Annotated in this window: 15 protein-coding genes; 7 read left to right on the plus strand and 8 right to left on the minus strand. The window is 74.5% G+C overall.

Features of this window, described 5'->3' with window-relative positions:
* Positions 1–247: 247 nt before the first annotated feature.
* A complete protein-coding gene (locus ACFCY1_RS02690; protein WP_234348299.1) occupies positions 248–1,864 on the plus strand; it encodes a hypothetical protein in 1,617 nt (538 codons plus the stop codon).
* A gap of 26 nt (positions 1,865–1,890) precedes the next feature.
* Here ACFCY1_RS02690 and ACFCY1_RS02695 read toward each other — a convergent pair whose 3' ends face one another.
* A complete protein-coding gene (locus tag ACFCY1_RS02695; RefSeq protein WP_049650575.1) occupies positions 1,891–2,364 on the minus strand; it encodes a VOC family protein in 474 nt (157 codons plus the stop codon).
* 148 nt (positions 2,365–2,512) lie between these two features.
* Between ACFCY1_RS02695 and ACFCY1_RS02700 the strand changes: the two genes are divergently transcribed.
* Together ACFCY1_RS02700 and ACFCY1_RS02705 are read left to right on the plus strand one after the other, a co-directional pair.
* A complete protein-coding gene (locus ACFCY1_RS02700) occupies positions 2,513–3,808 on the plus strand; it encodes a hypothetical protein (RefSeq protein ID WP_375873253.1) in 1,296 nt (431 codons plus the stop codon).
* Between the two features lie 186 nt (positions 3,809–3,994).
* Complete coding sequence (locus ACFCY1_RS02705) at positions 3,995–5,485, plus strand: alkaline phosphatase PhoX (protein WP_049654998.1); 1,491 nt, start codon at positions 3,995–3,997, stop codon at positions 5,483–5,485.
* Between the two features lie 36 nt (positions 5,486–5,521).
* Here the strand turns inward: ACFCY1_RS02705 and ACFCY1_RS02710 are convergent, their stop codons facing one another.
* Entirely contained in the window at positions 5,522–7,123 is a 1,602-nt protein-coding gene (locus ACFCY1_RS02710; protein WP_375873254.1) for a PucR family transcriptional regulator, read from the minus strand.
* A gap of 388 nt (positions 7,124–7,511) precedes the next feature.
* Between ACFCY1_RS02710 and pruA the strand changes: the two genes are divergently transcribed.
* Both pruA and ACFCY1_RS02720 read left to right on the plus strand, forming a co-directional pair.
* Positions 7,512–9,140, plus strand: a complete 1,629-nt coding sequence (gene pruA, locus ACFCY1_RS02715) for an L-glutamate gamma-semialdehyde dehydrogenase (protein WP_049654997.1) — start codon at positions 7,512–7,514, stop codon at positions 9,138–9,140.
* A gap of 161 nt (positions 9,141–9,301) precedes the next feature.
* Positions 9,302–10,231, plus strand: coding sequence for a proline dehydrogenase family protein (locus ACFCY1_RS02720; protein WP_049654995.1), 930 nt, complete (start codon positions 9,302–9,304; stop codon positions 10,229–10,231).
* 65 nt (positions 10,232–10,296) lie between these two features.
* Here the strand turns inward: ACFCY1_RS02720 and ACFCY1_RS02725 are convergent, their stop codons facing one another.
* Positions 10,297–10,890: a Uma2 family endonuclease gene (locus ACFCY1_RS02725; RefSeq protein ID WP_049654993.1), complete on the minus strand. Its 594-nt coding sequence runs from the start codon at positions 10,888–10,890 to the stop codon at positions 10,297–10,299.
* Between the two features lie 149 nt (positions 10,891–11,039).
* Between ACFCY1_RS02725 and ACFCY1_RS02730 the strand changes: the two genes are divergently transcribed.
* Positions 11,040–11,732: an RraA family protein gene (locus tag ACFCY1_RS02730; protein WP_049654991.1), complete on the plus strand. Its 693-nt coding sequence runs from the start codon at positions 11,040–11,042 to the stop codon at positions 11,730–11,732.
* Positions 11,733–11,749: 17 nt separating this feature from the next.
* Here ACFCY1_RS02730 and ACFCY1_RS02735 read toward each other — a convergent pair whose 3' ends face one another.
* The 4 genes from ACFCY1_RS02735 to ACFCY1_RS02750 form a co-directional block, all read right to left on the minus strand.
* Positions 11,750–12,274, minus strand: a complete 525-nt coding sequence (locus tag ACFCY1_RS02735) for a GNAT family N-acetyltransferase (protein WP_117489993.1) — start codon at positions 12,272–12,274, stop codon at positions 11,750–11,752.
* A 59-nt stretch (positions 12,275–12,333) separates the two neighbouring features.
* Positions 12,334–13,299: an SGNH/GDSL hydrolase family protein gene (locus ACFCY1_RS02740; RefSeq protein WP_375873255.1), complete on the minus strand. Its 966-nt coding sequence runs from the start codon at positions 13,297–13,299 to the stop codon at positions 12,334–12,336.
* A gap of 124 nt (positions 13,300–13,423) precedes the next feature.
* The gene (locus ACFCY1_RS02745; RefSeq protein WP_375873312.1) at positions 13,424–14,719 is read right to left on the minus strand and encodes a TerD family protein; all 1,296 of its coding nucleotides are present in this window, start codon (positions 14,717–14,719) and stop codon (positions 13,424–13,426) included.
* A gap of 172 nt (positions 14,720–14,891) precedes the next feature.
* Complete coding sequence (locus ACFCY1_RS02750; RefSeq protein ID WP_375873256.1) at positions 14,892–16,103, minus strand: hypothetical protein; 1,212 nt, start codon at positions 16,101–16,103, stop codon at positions 14,892–14,894.
* Positions 16,104–16,432: 329 nt separating this feature from the next.
* On the opposite strand from ACFCY1_RS02750, the gene ACFCY1_RS02755 reads away from it, so the two are divergent.
* Entirely contained in the window at positions 16,433–16,933 is a 501-nt protein-coding gene (locus ACFCY1_RS02755; protein ID WP_074001657.1) for an SsgA family sporulation/cell division regulator, read from the plus strand.
* Positions 16,934–16,963: 30 nt separating this feature from the next.
* Here ACFCY1_RS02755 and ACFCY1_RS02760 read toward each other — a convergent pair whose 3' ends face one another.
* Positions 16,964–18,400 (minus strand): GAF domain-containing protein, encoded by a 1,437-nt coding sequence (locus ACFCY1_RS02760; protein ID WP_375873257.1) that lies wholly within the window; start codon positions 18,398–18,400, stop codon positions 16,964–16,966.
* Positions 18,401–18,410: the final 10 nt, after the last annotated feature.

An 18,410-nucleotide genomic window follows, 5' to 3' on the forward strand; every position in this document is an offset into this window, starting at 1 on the left:
AGCTGAAGAGGGCCCCTCCGGCCCGGGGTCGGGCGGAGGGCGGTTGGGCTTCGTTGCCCCGGTGGCACGCGCGGGGTGTGCGCGGTACCAGACCGAAGGATAAGGGGTGGGCGTACGCCCATGGCGCGCGCCCCTGGGTGCGCCCCGTACGGCCGGGCGTCGGGGGTGCCCGGCCTATACGCTGAGGTGATGGATCGGTACGCGGCGCTGTTGGGCTGACCGCTGGGCTGAGGGAGAGCGCACAACGATGGCCGGACGACGTCGTAAGAACACCGGGGCTTCGACGGGTGAGGGCGCGGCCGAGGCGGTGCTGCCCGCCGACCTGGAGCTCCAGGACCTCTACGGGGCGTTCGCCGCGCACGGGCTGGACGACGAGGACCTGGACGACGCGGCCGTCCTGGTCCCGCCGGTGAAGCTGCCCGCCGAGCGCGAGCTGGCCGAGCAGGCGAAGGCCGTACCGATGTTCGGGTACGCGCTGGCGCTGGCCCGCTGGTCCGCCCCGCACCGGGAGGTGGACGAGTTCGGGGACCTGGTCGAGGCGGACCGGGCGCCCGCGGCCCGGCTGCTGGGCCTGGCCCCGGCCGAGGGCGAGGTGCCCGAGGAGGCCGAGGTCGAGGCGCTGCGGGCCTGGTCGCTGGCCTGCGACCTGGACCTGGTGGAGCTCGGTACGACCGCGGAGGGCGAGCACGTCGCCGTCCCCGGCCCGGACCTGGAGCCCGCCGAGCAGGGGGACCCGGAGACCGTCCTGGAGCTGTGGCTGACCGCCGCAGGGATCGTCCGGGAGCTGGCCGTCGAGGCGGACTCCGGCCCGGAGGAGGGCGCCGGGGAGGCCGGGGCCGGGGAGGGCGAGGAGGACGAGGACGCGCTCTCCGAGGTCGAGGAGGCCCGTGACGAGGCCGCCGAGCTGCTGGACGAGGCCCTGCAGGTGCTCTACGAGACCACCGCCTTCGCCGAGCCCGGCAACGAGACCGTGCCGCTGGGCGTGCTGGCCGCGCTGCTGGTCGTCCCGGAGGGCGAGGAGCCCAGCGAGGAACTGCTCGGCGACATCACGGACGTGATGGTCGCGCTGGACCCGATGCTGGGCGACCTCGCCGAGCTCGGCCTGCTGGACTACCGCCCGATCGATCCCGAGCTGTTCGACGAGGAGGACGGCGAGGAGCCCGCCGTGGTCGGCGAGGAGCCGCTGGACGAGGAGGAGTCGGCCCGCTTCGGGCTGGTCCGGCTCACCCCGCTCGGCCAGTACGGCATCCGGCAGTGGCTGCTGGAGGACGGCTACGACGCGCCGCTGGTCGGCGACCTGGCCAAGGGGGACGCGGCCGAGCTGCTGCGCGGGGTGTGCGAGTCGGCCAACGTGCTGCCGGAGGAGGAGCTGCGGGCGTGGACCGCCGACCGGGAGCCGGTGGCGGCGGCGCGCGAGCTGCTCGCGGCGGCGCGCGGCTCCGACGGCTACGGCCCGCTGCGCCGGATGCTCGGCGTCTCGGCGCTCAACCTGCTCGGGCCGGGCGCGGAGCCGGCCGCCCGGGAGGTCATGGACGACCCGGAGCTGGGCGGTGCGGTGCGGGCCTGGCTGACCGCGCAGGGGGCGACGGACGTCCCGGTGCCGGACCGGGCGATGGCGCTGTGGACGGTGGTCGACACCTTCGCCGCCCAGCTGCTGGACAACGGCGGGGACGCCGAGCTGCTGGGCGAGCTGGTCGCCGACCTGCCGGTGAACGGCGATCCGGCGGGGTGGTTCGGCGAGCTGTGGCGGGTCGACCACCCGTACACGGCGGACGTCCTGGAGGCGATCGGGGAGCTGCACCCGGACCGGGCGCTGGCCAAGGAGGCGCGCAAGGCGGCGTTCAAGGCGCGCTCCAGGAGCTGAGCCCTCCGAGCGCACCGTACGGCGGTCTAGGGGAGGTCCAGTGAGCCGTCCTCGGTGAAGGGGAAGAACGGGTTGTGGGCCAGCTCCCAGAGGTGGCCGTCCGGGTCCTCGAAGTAGCCGGAATAGCCGCCCCAGTCGGTCGGGACCGGCGGCTTGACCACCACGGCGCCGGCCTCGACCGCCGTCCGCAGCGCGGCGTCCACCAGCGCGGGGGACTCCAGGTTCACCGCGAGGGTGACGCCGCGGAAGGAGGGCTCCCCGGTGGCGGGCACGCCCGCGTCGGCGGCCAGCTCGTCGGTGGGGAAGAGGCCGAGCACCGAGTCGGCGGTGCGGAACCAGACGATCTCCGGGCTGGAGGCGGTGGAGCGCTTCCAGCCGAGCGCCTCGTAGAAGCGGGCGCTCTCGTCGAGGTCGGTCACCCCGAGGGTGACGATGCTGATCCGGGCGGGGAAGGCGCCCTGCCCGGTGCGGTCCTGTGCTGCGTCGTTCTGAGCTGTCATGCCGCCAGGTTAGGGAGGGCGGCTGACAACCGGGCGCCCTGACACGGCCACCACCCCCGTCCGGGGGCCGAGCTGATGACCCGGCAGCTGCGGCCACGTAAGGTGGCGTCAGCGGTGCGGGTGCGAGGTCTCGGGGGTGCGGCACAGGATGATGCGGGAGAGCGGCGGCAGGCACCAGAAGCGGGACGCCGGGTCCTCGGGGTCCGCCCCGGCCCCGGACCGGCCGGTCCGGGAGGACCGTTTCGCCGGTCGGCCCGCGGACCGGCCACTGGACCGGTCGGCCGAGCAGGGTGCCGGACGGCCCGCGGGCAGGCCCGTCGACCGGTTCGCCGACCAGGAGGAGTTCTCCCGCCGGACCCTGGCGGCGGCGGACTTCCCGGTGTACGGCGTGGCCGCGGGGCAGGCCCCCGCGGGCGGGACGATGACGGCCGACGGGGCGTTGGCCGGTGAGGCGCTGGCCGCCTTCGAGACCTCCGGCGGCGAGCTGCGCTGGGTCGAGGTCCAGTGCGGCGACTGGCGCTCGGCGGCCGGCCCGTACGTGACCGTGCGCACCTACCGGCCGGGGGCCGAACCGGGCGAGCGGCTGCCCGAGCTGGAGGACCTGGTCGAGGACGAACGGGACCGCGTCTACGAGCAGTTGGGCGTCGACGAGGGCGACGGGCCGGGCCGGGTACGGGCGTTGCGCGCGTGGATCACGGTGGACGGCGAGCCCTGCGCGGTGGAGGTGCACGAGGACCGGCCGGTGCCGGAGCCCGGCGCCCCGGCGGCGGACGGTCCGGAGCCGGTGTGGGCCGGGCGGCTGCGGGTCGGCGGGCTGACCGTGACGGTGTGCGCGCGCGGGGTGGCCCCCGGCGCGGTGGAGCTCGGCGCTATCGGCGACTTCGAGGGCTGCCTGCGCGGCCGCACCGAGCTGCTGCGCGACCTGGCCGCCCGGCGGGCCCGCCGGGTGCCGGTCGAGGAGCGTGAACTGCCGCCCGCCGTCGGGATGGAGGCGCACCGGGCGCTGATCGCGCAGAGCGTCGCCGAGTCCGCCGCGATCGAGGCGCAGGTGCGGGTGGGGCGCACGCCGAGGCTGCCGCGCGGGCTGCGCGGGGAGGTCGGCGCGGTGCGCTGGGAGGCGGCGGTGCGCCAGCAGATGCGGCTGGCCACCGAGACCCGGGAGGAGGCCGCGGCGGCGGTGACCTCGATGGTGAACCACCTCAACCGGCTGTCCCAGCAGACGCACTGGCTGGTCGGCACGGCGGAGGGGGAGGCGGCCGTCGAGGAGGTCGTCCGGTACACGGTGTTCGCGAGCGAGGTGGCGAGCCTGCCGGCGCAGCGGGCCTGGGCGCAGCTGTGGCGGGAGCGGCCGGGCGGCGGCGGGGCGGGGGTCTGGGAGGAGCAGCGGCTGGCCGAGCAGCTGTGGCTGTCGGCCTGGGAGCAGTGGCGGGCGGCGCGGCGCTGACGGGTCGGGCGGGTCGGGCGGGCCGGCGGGGGCCTCAGTAAAGCACAGGTCATGTGAAGGTCATCGGTCGGCAAATAGCCGCCTGGGCGTGAGGTGGGCGTCATGCCGGGTTCACCCGCCCGGCGGAGCCTGCTGGGCGTCGGCATCCCGCACCGGCGCCCCCGCTCATCCTCAGGAGTTGCTGCCATGTCGCTGTCCCGTCGGGACTTCGTCAACCGTTCCACCCTCGTCGGGGCCGGCGTGCTGATCGCCGGCGGCGCCGAGGCGCTGGCCAGCGCCCCGGGCGCGATCGCCGCCCCGGTCGGCGGCGAGGCCCCGGTCGCCGCGGCCGCCGGGACCAACTCGGCCGGCGGCACCGCCGTCGGCTACGGCCAGCTGGTCCAGGACCCGGCCGGCCTGCTCTCCCTGCCGAAGGGCTTCTCGTACAAGGTCCTCAACCGGGCCGGCGTCACCAAGCTGCGCACCGGCGAGTTCACCCCGAGCAACCACGACGGCACCTCCGCCTTCGAGGACGAGCGCGGCGGCAACCTGATGGTCGTCAACCACGAGCTGGCCGGCGCCCGCGCCAACTGGCCGCACCCGGTGCCGCTGACCGAGGGCCACGTCTACGACCCGGGCGCGGCCGGCGGCTGCACCATCGTGCACGCCAAGCGGGACGGCTCGGTCGAGCAGTGGGTCGGCATCGCCGGCACCGCCACCAACTGCGCGGGTGGCGTGACCCCGTGGGGCACCTGGCTGTCCGGCGAGGAGACCGAGGACAAGGCCGGCAAGAACGGCTTCACCAAGGACCACGGCTACATCTTCGAGGTCGACCCCTTCGACGACGACTACAACCGGGACCCGCAGCCGGTGAAGGCCTTCGGCCGCTACGCGCACGAGGCCGTGGTCGTGGACCCGAAGCGCGGCCAGGTCTACCTGACCGAGGACGCCTCGAACCCGAACGGCCTGCTGTTCCGCTGGACCCCGCCGGCCGGCTTCAAGCACGGCCGCTACCAGCTGCGCAAGCTCGCCGCCGACGCCGGTGTGCTGGAGGCCTTCAAGGTCTTCGACGCCCAGGGCAAGTTCGTCGACGACCTCTCCCGCGCCACCAAGGTCGGCACCACCTACGGCGTGGACTGGGTCAAGGTCCAGGACCGCGACGCCAGGACCGTCTCGGTGCGCAAGCAGTTCAAGGACGGCGAGGTCAGCCGCGCCCGCAAGCTGGAGGGCATGTGGTGGGGTGACGGCGGCTTCTACTTCGTCTCCAGCTTCGCCCGTTCGGAGAGCCCGCTCCAGCACGACGGCCAGGTCTGGTTCTACAACCCGGCCCGCCGCACCATCACCCTGAAGGTGCTGCTGGGCGTCAACACCGACGTCTGGGGCGACCACGACAACTTCGACGGCCCGGACAACATCACCGTCTCGCCGTACGGCGGCATCGTGATCTGCGAGGACGGCGAGGGCGTCTCGCACCTGTTCGGCGCCACCGAGGACGGGCTGGTCTACCCGATCGCCCGCAACGAGCTGAACATCGGCACCGCCGAGAAGCCCGAGTTCAGCGAGTTCACCGGGGTGACCTTCTCGGACGACGGCAAGACCCTGTTCGCCAACATCCAGACCCCGGGCATCCAGCTGGCGATCAGCGGCCCGTGGCGCCGGCTGAACGAGCACAAGCGCGGCCAGGGCTACGGCGAGTGACGAACCGTCAGGAATGACCGTGCGGCTGCCCGCGGACTACTCGTCCGCGGGCAGCCGCAGTTGCAGCATCGCCAGCAGCCGCTGCTGCGGCTGGGCGAGGTCGATGCCGGTCAACTGCTCGGCGCGGCGCACCCGGTAGCGCAGGGTGTTGGGGTGGATGTGCAGGGCGTCCGCGGCCACCCGGACCTCGCCGAGCGCGTCCAGCCAGGCCAGCACCGACTCGGCGAGCCGGGTGCCGTGCCGGCGGTCGTACGCGGTGAGCGCGGTCAGCCGCGGGTCGCGCAGGCCGGTGCGCTCCTGGAGCAGCGCGAGCATCTCGCTGACCAGCACCTCCGCCTGGACGTCGATCAGTGCCGCGACGTCGAGGTCCACGCCGCCGCGGCCCATCGCGTCCAGGATGCGGTCCGCCTGCGCGCGGGAGTCGGGGACCTGGGCCAGGCCGTCGACGGTCGAGCCGATCGCGGCGCGCAGCGGGACGCCCAGGTGCTCCCGGGCGGCCGCCACCACCTCGAAGGCCCAGTCGCGCACGGTGGTCATCGGCAGGCCGGGCGGCAGCTCGGGCAGCAGCACGTACACCCGGGACTCGATCGGGGCGAGCAGCGCGGTGCGGTGCCGGGCGGCGGTGTGCACCGAGATCAGGCCGGTGACGTCGGAGCGGTGCAGCACGTCGGTGGTGTGCGCGCTGTAGGCCAGCACGGTGGCCGGGCGGCGCAGGTCCAGGCCGAGGTGGGTGGCGAGCGACTGGGGGCCGGTGGAGCCCTCCAGCAGGCCGGTCAGCAGCGTCTGGGTGAGCCGGACGTCGGCGGACAGCTCCCGGCGGCGGCGCACCAGCTGGGCGGCCGCGACCCGGGCGGCGCCGACCAGGGACTGCTCGGCCAGCGGGGCCAGCGGCTGGGCACCCTCCTGCACCCAGATGGTGCCGAGCGGCTGCGCCCCGGCCCGGATGCCGACCGCGAGGCGGCGGCGCAGGCCCAGCTCGGGGTGCGGCTCGACCGCGATCGGGGTGTCCGAGCTGCGCAGGTGCTGGAAGATGCCCCACTCGCGGAGCTTGGACAGGTACGGCTCCGGGCCCTGCCAGCCGAGGATGGACAGCCGGCGCAGGTCGTCGACCTCGTCGGAGTCGGAGGAGCGGGAGTAGGCCAGCACCCGGCTGGAGGTGTCCTCGATCGAGACGATGCCGTTGGTGAGGACGGCGACGGTCTGGGCGAGGGAGAAGAGGTCGCCCGCGTTGGGTTCGGGGGCGCCGGGGGCGTCCGGGGCGTCCGGGCCGGCGATGATCGCCCGGGCCAGCGAGTCGAGGTGCTCCCAGCGGGTCTCGCGGCGCACCGAGAGCAGGGCGACGCCCGCGTCGGTGGCGGCCTCGCGCAGCGCGTCGGCCTGGCCGGGGCCGTCCAGCTTCACCGCGACGGCGGCGGCCCCGGCCCGGCCGGCCGCGCGAAGGGCGGGCAGGGCGGCGCGGCCGCGGGCGCCGATCGCGAGCACCAGCTCGCCGGGGCCGGCGGTCGGCGGGTCCTCCGGGTCGAGGATCGCGACGTCGCGCACCGGGACGTCCAGGCCCAGCGGGGCGGCCTGCAGCTCGACCAGCGGTTCGCCGAGGGACATCAGGAGTTGACGGAGCGGCAGGCCGGGGGTGGTCACGCCGGTCCTCCTTCATCCGCTCGGACAACGTTTCGCGGTCGATTTTAGCCGGACGGACAGAGATTCGGCGTGGCCGCCGGACCGCGGCCCGGCGCGCGGGCGCGCCGGGGCCCGCCGACGGGCACCGGCGTGCGAGCCGCCTTCGCGGGCCGGGGGCGTGAGCCCGGAGGCGCGAGGTGGCGCGAGGTGGTGTGAAAGGTGGGGCGAACGGGGACGGTTCGTGACCGCGGCGTGACCGACTTCGTCGGGCCGGACAACGCCGTACGGGGGAATTTAGCCGCGCGGCCAATCAAGTCGCCCGGTGGCCAGGAATAGCGTTCGTGCTGTGGTCGGCGTGCAACCCGCGCCGGCAATCCCCCCGCACTGAACGAAGGAGAGCGTGCGCTCTATGGACGCTGTGACCCAGGTCCCCGCGCCGGTGAACGAGCCGGTCCACAGCTACGCCCCCGGGAGCCCGGAACGGGCCCGTCTGGAGGCCAAGCTGAAGGAGCTGGGCGGCCAGGAGCCGGTCCAGCTGACCATGACGATCAACGGTGAGCGCCGGATGGGCGGCGGCACCGAGATCCACGTCGTCCAGCCGCACAACCACGCGGCTCGGCTCGGCACCCTGCGCAACGCCACCCAGGCCGACGCGCAGGAGGCCATCGACACTGCCCTGGCCGCAGCCGAGGCCTGGCAGGCGCTCTCCTTCGACTCCCGCGCCGCGATCTTCCTCAAGGCCGCCGACCTGCTGGCCGGCCCCTGGCGCGAGACCCTGGCCGCCGCCACCATGCTCGGCCAGTCCAAGACCGCGCAGCAGGCCGAGATCGACACCCCCTGCGAGCTGGTCGACTTCCTGCGCTTCAACGTGCACTTCGCCCGCCAGATCATGGCCGAGCAGCCGATCTCCTCGGACGGCGTGTGGAACCGCAGCGACCACCGCCCGCTCGAGGGCTTCGTCTACGCGATCACCCCGTTCAACTTCACCGCGATCGCCGGCAACCTGCCGACCGCGCCCGCGCTGATGGGCAACGTGGTGCTGTGGAAGCCGTCCCCGACCCAGCAGTTCTCCGCGCACCTGCTGATGCAGCTGCTGGAGGAGGCCGGCCTGCCCAAGGGCGTCATCAACATGGTGACCGGCGACGGCCTGGCCGTCTCCGAGGTCGCGCTCAAGCACCCGGCGCTGGCCGGCATCCACTTCACCGGCTCGACCGCCACCTTCCAGCACCTGTGGCGCGAGGTCGGCACCAACATCTCCGGCTACCGCACCTACCCGCGGATCGTCGGCGAGACCGGCGGCAAGGACTTCCTGGTCGCCCACCCGTCCGCCGACCCGAAGGTCCTGAAGACCGCGATGACCCGCGGCGCCTTCGAGTTCCAGGGCCAGAAGTGCTCGGCGCTGTCGCGGGCCTACGTCCCGGCCTCGCTCTGGGCCGGCCTCAAGGACGAGTTCGCCGCCGAGGTCGACGGCCTCACCATGGGCGACGTCAGCGACCTGTCCAACTTCATGTCGGCCGTCATCGACGAGCGCTCCTTCGCCAAGAACAAGGCCGCGATCGACCGCGCCCAGGCCGACCCGCAGGTCGAGGTCCTCGCCGGCGGCACCTACGACGACTCGGTCGGCTACTTCGTCCGCCCGACCGTCCTGGTCTGCCAGGACCCGGCCGCCGAGTACTTCAAGGACGAGTACTTCGGCCCGATCCTGGCCGTGTACGTCTACGAGGACGAGAAGTACGAGGAGATGCTGACCCAGATGGAGTCGGTGTCCCCGTACGGCCTGACCGGCTCGATCATCTCCCAGGACCGCGCCGCGGCCCAGGACGCGATGCACAAGCTGCGCTTCGCCGCCGGCAACTTCTACATCAACGACAAGCCGACCGGCGCCGTCGTCGGCCAGCAGCCCTTCGGCGGCGGCCGGGCCTCGGGCACCAACGACAAGGCCGGCGCCAAGCAGAACCTGGCGCGCTGGACCTCGACCCGCTCGGTCAAGGAGACCTTCGTCCCGCCGACGGACTACCGCTACCCGCACATGGGCTGACCAGCCCCCCTGACCAGCCGGCTCGTCCCGTAGCCACCGGTCACCCGCGACGCCCGGTCCCGCAGCCGGGCGCCGCCTCCCGGGGCGGCGGTGCCCCATCCCCGCACCGCCGCCCCGGCCCTTTCTGCCATCCTTAAGAAGCACCAGCTCCAGGAGTCACGATGCTCCGTTCCGCCCTTCTCGCGGCCTCCCGGTCCCCGCAGGTCCGCACCGTGGTCGAGAAGTTCCCGCCGACCCACGCGATAGTCGAGCGCTTCGTCGCCGGTGACGTCCTCGACGACGCCGTCACCGCCACCGACGACCTGATCGCCACCGGTCGCAAGGTCACCCTCGACCACCTCGGCGAGGACACCCAGGACGCCGCCCAGGCCGCCGGCACCGCCGAGGCCTACGAGCACCTGCTCAAGGCCCTCAAGGACACCGGCCTCGCGGCCGGCGCCGAGGTGTCGGTCAAGCTGTCGGCCGTCGGCCAGTTCCTCCCGGTGGACGGCGAGAAGATCGCGCTGGAGAACGCCCGCCGCATCTGCGAGGCCGCCGCCGAGGCCGGCACCACGGTGACCCTCGACATGGAGGACCACACCACCACCGACTCCACCCTCGCCATCGCGCGGGAGCTGCGGGCGGACTTCCCGTGGCTGGGCGTCGTGCTCCAGGCCTACCTGCGCCGCACCGAGGCCGACTGCCGCGACTTCTCCGGCGCCGGCTCGCGCGTGCGCCTGTGCAAGGGCGCCTACAAGGAGCCCGAGTCGGTCGCCTTCCAGGGCAAGCACGAGGTCGACCTCGCGTACGTCCGGGCCCTGAAGGTCCTGATGGCGGGCGAGGGCTACCCGATGATCGCCTCGCACGACCCCAACATGATCAAGATCGCCGGCCAGCTGGCCCAGTGGAACGGCCGCAAGCGGGACTCCTTCGAGTACCAGATGCTGTTCGGCATCCGCCCCGAGGAGCAGCTGCGCCTCGCCGCCGAGGGCAACACCATGCGGGTCTACCTCCCGTACGGCCAGGAGTGGTACGGCTACTTCATGCGCCGCCTCGCCGAGCGCCCCGCCAACCTGACCTTCTTCCTGCGCGCCATGGCCACCCGCGGCTGACCCGGCGCCCCAGGCCACGGCCCGCACCCCTGACGGGGGGTGCGGGCCGTCGCGCGTTGTCGACGTCAGAGGAACGGCTTCGTGTCGAGGTCGAAGTCGAACGGGGCAGGGAGCGCGAGCGGTTCGCCGAAGGCGGCGAGGTGCACCTCGGTGTACTCGTCGCGGTGCGGCTTGGCGAACAGACTGACCTGGGACTTCTCGCGGTCGATGAGGAGGTAGAGCGGGATGCCGGCCCGGGCGTAGCAGTGGCGCTTGGCGATGCGGTCCTGGTCGGGCTTGGCGGAGGTCACTTCCGCGACCATGGCGACGCCGTCCGGTTCCATCCAGGACGGTGCGCCCCGGAAGAGGCGGAGTTCCTCGGGAGCGAATGTGACGTCCGGGATGACGTGGTTCTTCGGACAGAGACCGCCGCTCACGAGGCGGAGGCCCTTGCCTCCGGAAACGCTCATATCGGTCTTGGAGCGCCGGATCACCTGCTTGAGCAGGTGGTTGATGTAGTCCTCGTGATCGCCGTCCGGCGGTGGTGCCACGATGATCTCTCCCTCGACGAGCTCGGCCCGGAAGCCTTCGGGGGAGTGCAGGCTCAGGAAGCTCTCCAGCAGGATGTCCGCCTGCGATGGGGAGCCCGTGATCGGTTGCTCATGCGCCACAGCACTCATGATGCCCCTCCTTCAGGTGGCCGTCACGCTACTGCGGTCCCGGAACGGGTTATGCCGCATATGGCATGGTTTCACCCGATGGTGTGAGTTTAAGTAGGACCTAGGATCTTCCTGCTGGTGAACTGGCTTTTCGAGTGGAGGAGTTGGGGATGCTGAAGGCTTTCGCGGAGCTGTCGACGCCGTTGGTGGCGGATGCCTGTGTGCGGCTCGGGGTGGGGGTGCGGGTGGCGCCGGCGGGGGTGGGGGCGGTGGTGGCCGGGGCCCGGGTGGCGGGGCGGGTGCTGCCGGTGCGGCACTACGGGAGCGTGGACGTGTTCCTGGAGGCGTACGGGGCGGCCCGGGACGGGGACGTGCTGGTGGTCGACAACGGCGGGCGGACCGACGAGGCCTGTATCGGGGACCTCGCGGTGCTGGAGGCGCGGGCCGCCGGGGTGGCCGGGATCGTGGTGTGGGGGCTGCACCGGGACACCCCCGAGCTGCGGGAGATCGGGCTGCCGGTGTTCAGCTACGGGGCGCTGCCGCTCGGCCCGGTGCGGTTGGACGACCGGGAGCCGGCGGCGCTGCTGACGGCCAAGTTCGGGCCGCACCCGGTGAGCGCGGAGGACGTGGTGTTCGCCGACCCGGACGGGGTGCTGTTCGTGCCCGGCGACCGGGTCGCGGAGGTGCTGGAGACGGCCGGCGGGATCGCCCGGACCGAGCGCGCGCAGGCCGCCCGGATCGCCTCCGGGGACACGCTGCGCCGGCAGACCTCCTTCGAGGAGTACCTGGAGCGGCGCGCCGCCGACCCGGCGTACAGCTTCCGGCGGCACCTGCGGCGGATCGGCGGGGCGATCGAGGAGTAGGAGCAGGAGTAAAGGCGTTACAGCTTCCGGTACATGACGTGCAGGCCGACGTAGCCGTCCACGGGGTGGTCGAAGGCCTCGGGGACGGTGCCGACGACCTCGAAGCCGAGCGACTCGTAGAGCCGCACGGCGTGGTGGTTGGTGGCGACCACGGCGTTGAACTGCATGGCGCGGAAGCCGGAGCGGCGGGCCCAGTCGAGGGTGTACTCGACCAGGGCCCGCCCGATCCCCCGGCCGTGGTGGGCCGGGTCGACCAGGTAGCTGGCGCTGGCCACGTGCGAGCCGTTGCCGGGGCGGTTGCGGTTCATGGTGGCGGTGCCGAGGATCCGCCCGTCCCCGTCCACCGCGACCACCGTGCGGTCCGGGGCGGCGAGCATCCACCACTCCCGGCCCAGCTCGGAGGACATGTCCAGGGGGTAGGGGAAGGTCTCGCCGGCGGCGACGACGGTGTGGAAGAACGGCCAGATGTCCGGCCAGTCCTCGGGGACGGCTTCGCGGATGCGGACGGGAGCGGGCACGGGCGCGGGCGTGGGCAGGGGCATCGGACCAGGATGATGCTCGAGGGGTGGGCGGGCCAGCGGTTTTCGGTCGGAGCGGCCGGTCAACCGCCGAGGACGGCCTTCTCGACCAGGGCGGCGGTGTGCGCCTGGCCGGTGGCGTTGGGGTGCACCACGGCGTACTCGAGGGGGAGGACGCTGGTCAGCACGCCGTCCAGCCAGTGGTCGGCGTCGCAGACGCTGTGGCCGGCGCTGGCGGGGTAGAGGTCCACGAAGGTGTCGCCGTGGGCGGCGGTGCTCCGGGCGACGAGCGCGTTGAGCGGTTCCACGATCGCGGTGCGGGCCCAGACGAGGTCGCCGCCGGTGAAGGTGCCGAACTGCAGGAGGTTGCCGAACTGGCAGAGCCCGGCGTTCTCGGGGACGAGGTGCGGGTAGCCGACGGTGAGGATCCTGGCGGACGGGGCCTTGGCGTGCAGCGCGGTCAGCATCCGGTCGTAGCCGTTGCGCAGCCGGGCGAAGCGGTCGGGCAGGCCCGCGTCGAACTTGTCCTTGCAGGGCGTGCCCCGGCCGAGCTGGACGGCGCCGAGTTCGATGCAGCTCTTGAGGATCTCGGCGAAGCCGAGGTCGTTGCCGCCGATCCCGACGGTGACCAGCCCGGTGGCCGGGTCGACGGCGTCGATCTGCGGCGGGACGGGCGGGTAGGGGCCGTTCGGGTCGGTGCCGAGCGGCGGGAGCGGGCGGCCGAGCGGGGCCTGCGCGGTCACGTCGACGCCGTCGGTGGTGGCGCCGCTGCAGCTGACGTTCCGCAGGTCGGCCAGGGAGCCGAGGTCGCGGCGGATGATCTCGGGGTAGGAGTCGACGGTCCGGGCGCAGCCGTCGCGGGGCGCGGTCTCGTCGCCGGTGGCCTCGATGACCCCGGCGGTGTAGGAGTCGCCGAGGGCCGTCCAGCTCAGTGCGCCGGCGCGGGTGCCCGGCTGGGCGGCGGCCTGGGAGGTGGTCGGGGTGATCAGCCCGGCGGCGAGCACGGTGGCGGTGCCGGCGACGGCGAGGCGGGACAGGAAGCGTGGCACGGCTCTCCTCCTGGGGATAGGGGGAGAGTGCGGTTTCACCCTCCTGAGAGTCAATCGAGTCGCTCTGTGGACGACTTGATGCCTCGGGAGGGTGAAACCACGGGCGGGACGGTGACGCCGGGTGTCAGAGCGTCGCGGCGGCGGGCTCGATCATCGCCCGCGCGGTCTTGCCGTCGACGTACTCGCCGAGCGCCGTCATCTCCCACTCGCCGCCCGGGCGGCGGACCAGCTTGCACATCATCACACCGGTGTGGGGCTCGGAGTTGGTGAGGTCGAAGCGGACCAGCTCCTCCTCCGTCCGGGCGTCCAGCAGGCGGCAGTAGGCGTCGCGCACCTCGGTGAACCTCTGGCCGGAGAAGGAGTTCACGACGAAGACCAGCGCGTGGACCTCGGCCGGCAGGCCCTCCAGGTGGACGGTGATCGCCTCGTCGTCGCCGCCCTCGCCGCCGACCAGGTTGTCGCCGGAGTGGGAGATCGCGCCGTTGAAGATGCTCAGCTTCATGAACCAGGCCGTCTCCAGCCGCTTGTGGCGGGCGTCGAAGGCGAGGCAGGAGGCGTCCAGGTCGATGTCGCGGCCGCGGGCGGCGGACTTCCAGCCGAGGGCCATCCGGACGGAGGAGAGGAAGGGGCGGCCGTTCTTGACCAGGGAGACCGAGCTGCCCTTGACCAGGTTGACCCGGCCCTTGTCCAGGGTGACCTTGCCGGGGGCGGCCGGGGCCGGGGGCGCGGCGGGCGCCGGGGGAGCCGCGGGCGGAGCCGGGACGGCGGTCTGGCCGGTGGCGAGGGCGATCCGCGGGTCGATCGGGGAGGCCGCCGGTGCGGGCGCCGCGGTCGGCGGGGCCGGGAGCTGGATGGTCCGGTCCATCGGGGCCGGCGGTACGGGCGGTGCGGCCGCCGCCACCGGGGCGGCGGGCGCGGGGGCCGGGGAGTCGTCGACGGTGACGCCGAAGTCGGTGGCGATGCCCGCGAGGCCGTCGGCGTAGCCCTGGCCGACCGCGCGCACCTTCCAGGCGCCGCCCCGCTGGTAGACCTCGACCACGATGAGCGCGGTCTCCAGGCCCAGCCGGGGCGGGGTGAAGGTGACCAGCACCTCGCCGGTGTCGGCGTCGCGGACGGTGGCGGTGGGCTCCGTCCCGGCGAAGGTGGAGACCTGGTCGGCGGGGCTCGCGGTGACCACGATCTTGGTGATGCCGGCCGGGACGGCCCGGGTGTCGACGGTGATCGCGTCGGGGGTGCCGGCGGAGGCCGGGCGGTGGCTGACGCCGGGGCCGTTCGGGGCGTTGAAGAAGACGAAGTCGTCGTCCGAGCGGACCTTTCCGGCATCGGTCAGCAGCAGGCCGGAGACGTCCAGCGCCTTGGGCGCGGTGACCTCGACGGTCACTCGCGCGGCGGTCAGCGGTGCGTTGCCGCCTTGGGTCAGGACGGTGGGCACGGACTCCTCCTCGGGTGCGGAACGGCGGCCCGGCCGGGGCCGTTGGGGGCGCCGGGCCGGGTGCTGCCCACAGTAACGAACGAGGGTGCGGGGATGCGCCCGTCCGGCGGGCCCGGCTGTCGGATCGTCGGACGATCGTCCGCTGTGGGCCGTCGGCGGCTCAGCGGGCCGCGGCGGTCGGGGTCGCGGCCGGGGTGGTGGCCGGTGCGGCGAGCGGGGTGGCGGCCGGGGTGCCGGGCGCGTACGGCTCGGCGGACGGCGGCGGCGGAGGCGGGCCGAAGGAGCCGAGTGCCGCGACCGCGCGGGGGCGGTCGAGGGCGAAGGCGGAGACGCTCCAGCTCTCCGCCGGGGCCGACTTGCGCACCACGGCGGACGGGTCGGCCGCCGGACGGGCGCCGCGGACGCCGAAGGTGTAGCGGCCGGGCCGGACGTCGGTGCCGGGCGGCGTGGTGAAGCGGTAGACGAGGGTGCCGCGCTCCTGCTGGACGGTCACCACGGCGCCCGGCAGGTCGGTCCAGGCGGAGCCGGGGCCGGGGGCCGACTCGCCCGGGACGAGCCGGAACTCGGCCTGGAACGCGGTGACCGGCTCGGTGGCCGCGAGGGTGAGCTGGTGGCGCAGGCCGTCGCGGCCCAGCGGGGAGACCCGGGCGGCGCCGGTCAGCGCGTGGTCGGTGCCCGCGCTGTCGTCGGTGCCATCGGTGCCGTCGGTGTCCGGGGTGTCGCCGGTGTCCGCCGCGCCGTCGGTGTCCGGGACGGGCAGGGCGGGCGGCGGCGCCGGGCGGCCAGGGGTGGGCGGGCCGAAGCCGGGCTGCTTGGCGCCCGGGGCCGGGACGGAGACGGAAGGAGAGGGCGAGGGGCCGGCCGGGGCCGTGGCGCCGAGCAGCCCGGCCTCGGTGCCCGCGAGCTGGGTGCCTGAGGCGGGTGCGTCCTGCCCGGCCGAGGCCTGGCCGCCGGTCTGGGGTGCGCCCGGGACCGTCGCGCGGGGCGCGGGCGGGGAGGCGGCGACCGGGGGGTCCACCGAGCGGTGCGTGGACGGGTGCGTCGAGGGCCGGTTCGCGGCGGGGGAGGACGACGGGCCGTCGGTCGGGGTCTGCGCCGAGACCGCCTCGGCCTCCTCGGTGGCGGCCGGCGTGGGCGGCGGGGTGCTGCCGACCCGGGCGACGCCGGCCCGGCGGCCGATCCCCTGCTGTTCGTTGAGCAGCAGGGTGGTCGCGATGCTGATGCCGACCACGGTGGACATCGCCATCGCGGCGCCGGAGAAGCGCAGGGTGGGCAGCCGGAACAGGCCGCCGAACGGGCGCGGCCGCCCGTGCCGGCCCTGCCGTGCGGGCTCGTGCTGCACGTCCCGCGCGGTGTCCTCGCGCACAGCCACCGGACCCCTCCCTCCCCGAAGCCGCCGTCGCGTCGCCGTATTCTCCCACGCGCCGCCGCCGGGCCCGGCTCCGGCCGCGGAGGGCCGGTTCCACGCGGGCCCGCGTGGGGAGAGGGGAGAGCGTACCAGCGGGCGGCCGCGGCCCGGTCGCACCCCCTCCACTTCGCGGACATCCTCGCGCCACACGGAAGTTGACGCTCCGTCTGATAAGCGTCGGCAGGGGAAGGAAGGCCCGGCCGGGGGTTATTGCAACCCCCTTGCAACCCTTGCCCGCCGTACCGGGCGTGACGCAGGCTGAGGGCATCCCACGCCGTCCCGGAGAGACCGTCATGCCGTCCGACCCGCTGTCCGCAGCCTCCAGTGCACCCCTCGCCGCCACCCCCACGGGCGGCGATGGGGAGGTCTCCACCGCCGCTCCGGCGGCGGTGGAGGAGGTGCTGATCCTGCGGATCTCGCTGGGCGAGGAGGTGGTCGGCGAGGTGCGCACCCGGTTCCGGTTCACCGCCGCGCGCCCGTACGAGGTGCTGCTGACCTTCCACCTGGGGCGGCCGGACGAGGCGGACTGGGTGTTCTCGCGCGAACTGCTGCGCGACGGCCTGCGCGCGCTGAGCGGCCAGGGCGACGTCAAACTGTGGCCGGCGTACTGCCCGTGCCACGGCTCGACGCTGCACCTGGCGCTCGAATCCCCGCACGGCAGCGCGCTGCTGGAGGCCTCCAAGCCCCGGGTGCAGGCCTGGCTGGACCGCACCTACGCGCTGGTCTCCGAGCACCAGGAGCGCCACTGCGGCCCCACCGACGCCGAGCTGGCCGCGCTGCTCGCCGAGGGCTGAGGCTCCGCCCCCGGAAGCCGGGACAGACCGTCAGCGGCGCTCCGGCGGCCCGGCGGCGCACGGCGGCGCGAGGGGCGGCGCGCCGGGCAACCGGGCCGTCCCCGCCGCCAGCGCGGCCCGCAGCAGCCGGACGGCCGGGGCCGAGGAGGCGGGCAGCAGGTCGTACGGGTCGTCCGGCCCGTCCACGCTGACCAGCACCGACTCGGCGATCCGGTACGGCCGGTGGGCCAGCAGCCCGCCCAGGTAGCGGCGCAGCCGGGACAGCTCGGCGCGGACCGTCACCGTCCGGCCCGCGTCGCCGAACAGCGCCTCGGCGAGCTGGGCGGCGGTGCTGCCCTCGCGTCCGGTGGCGAGCAGGAGCAGCAGTTCGGCGTGGCGCGGGCTGAGCGGGTGCGACCAGCTGTCGGCCGCGCCCCGGACGGACAGCTCGGGGCGGTCCGGGCGGCGCAGGTCGAGCCGCAGGTGGGCGCCCTCGGCCTGTTCGGCGGTCACCGTGCCGGAGCCGTCCTCCTCGGGCGGCCGGACCGGGCGCACCAGCCAGCCGTCGGCGAGCGGCTCCAGCGCGCACTCGCCGAGGCCGGGCACCCAGTGCACGGTGGCCGGGGTCCAGCCCTCGCTGGGCACCCGCAGCCGGCTGGGCGGCGGCAGCCCGGCGGCGGCGGCGGTCCAGCCGGCCGCGTCGACCACCAGCGCCGGGCCGCCGACCCGGGCGAGCAGCGGGGCGGCCAGGGCGCGCAGCTGGTGCAGCGCCTCCAGCCGGTGGGCGCGCAGCTCGGCCTCGGCGAGCCGGGCGGCGGTGGCGGTGAGCTGGATCAGGAACGGGCGGACGCTGTGCGCCGGGCCGCTCAGGTTGATGGCGCCGACCAGCCGTCCGGTCCCGGGGTCGCGCACCGGCGCGGCCACGCAGGTCCAGGCGTGGTGGCTGCGCAGGTAGTGCTCGGCGGAGTGGACGTGCATCGGGCGCCGGGCGCGCAGCGCGACCGCGATGCCGTTGGTGCCGACGCTCTCCTCGATCCAGCGGGCGCCGGTGATGAAGCCGATCCGGTCGGCGCTGCGGCGCAGGCCGCGCTCGCCCTCCTGCCAGAGCACGTGGCCCTCGGCGTCGGCGACGGCCAGCAGCAGCGGGGCCGCTCCGCCCACCTCCAGCAGGGTCTCGCGCAGCACCGGCAGGACGGCGTCGAGTCCGCTGGTGCGGCGGCGCTGTTCGATTTCGCCGGGGCCCAGCAGGACGGCGGCGGCGCCGGTGTCGGGGTCGAGGCCGAGGCGGCGCAGCCGGGCCCAGGAGTCGCCGATCTCGGGGCGGGGTTCGAGCAGGCCGGGGCCGCCGGTCTCCTCGGTGAGGGCGGGAACGGCCAGTTCCCGGGCGGCGGCGTCGGCGAGGGTGCGGTCGTGGACCTTGGCCAGCTCCGACGCGGTCGGCGGGGTGCGGCGCTCGGGTCGTCGGGACTGCCGTCCGGTCTGCCGCACTCGCTTCGCT

This window comes from Kitasatospora sp. NPDC056273 (assembly GCF_042268845.1).
Lineage (GTDB): Bacteria > Actinomycetota > Actinomycetes > Streptomycetales > Streptomycetaceae > Kitasatospora.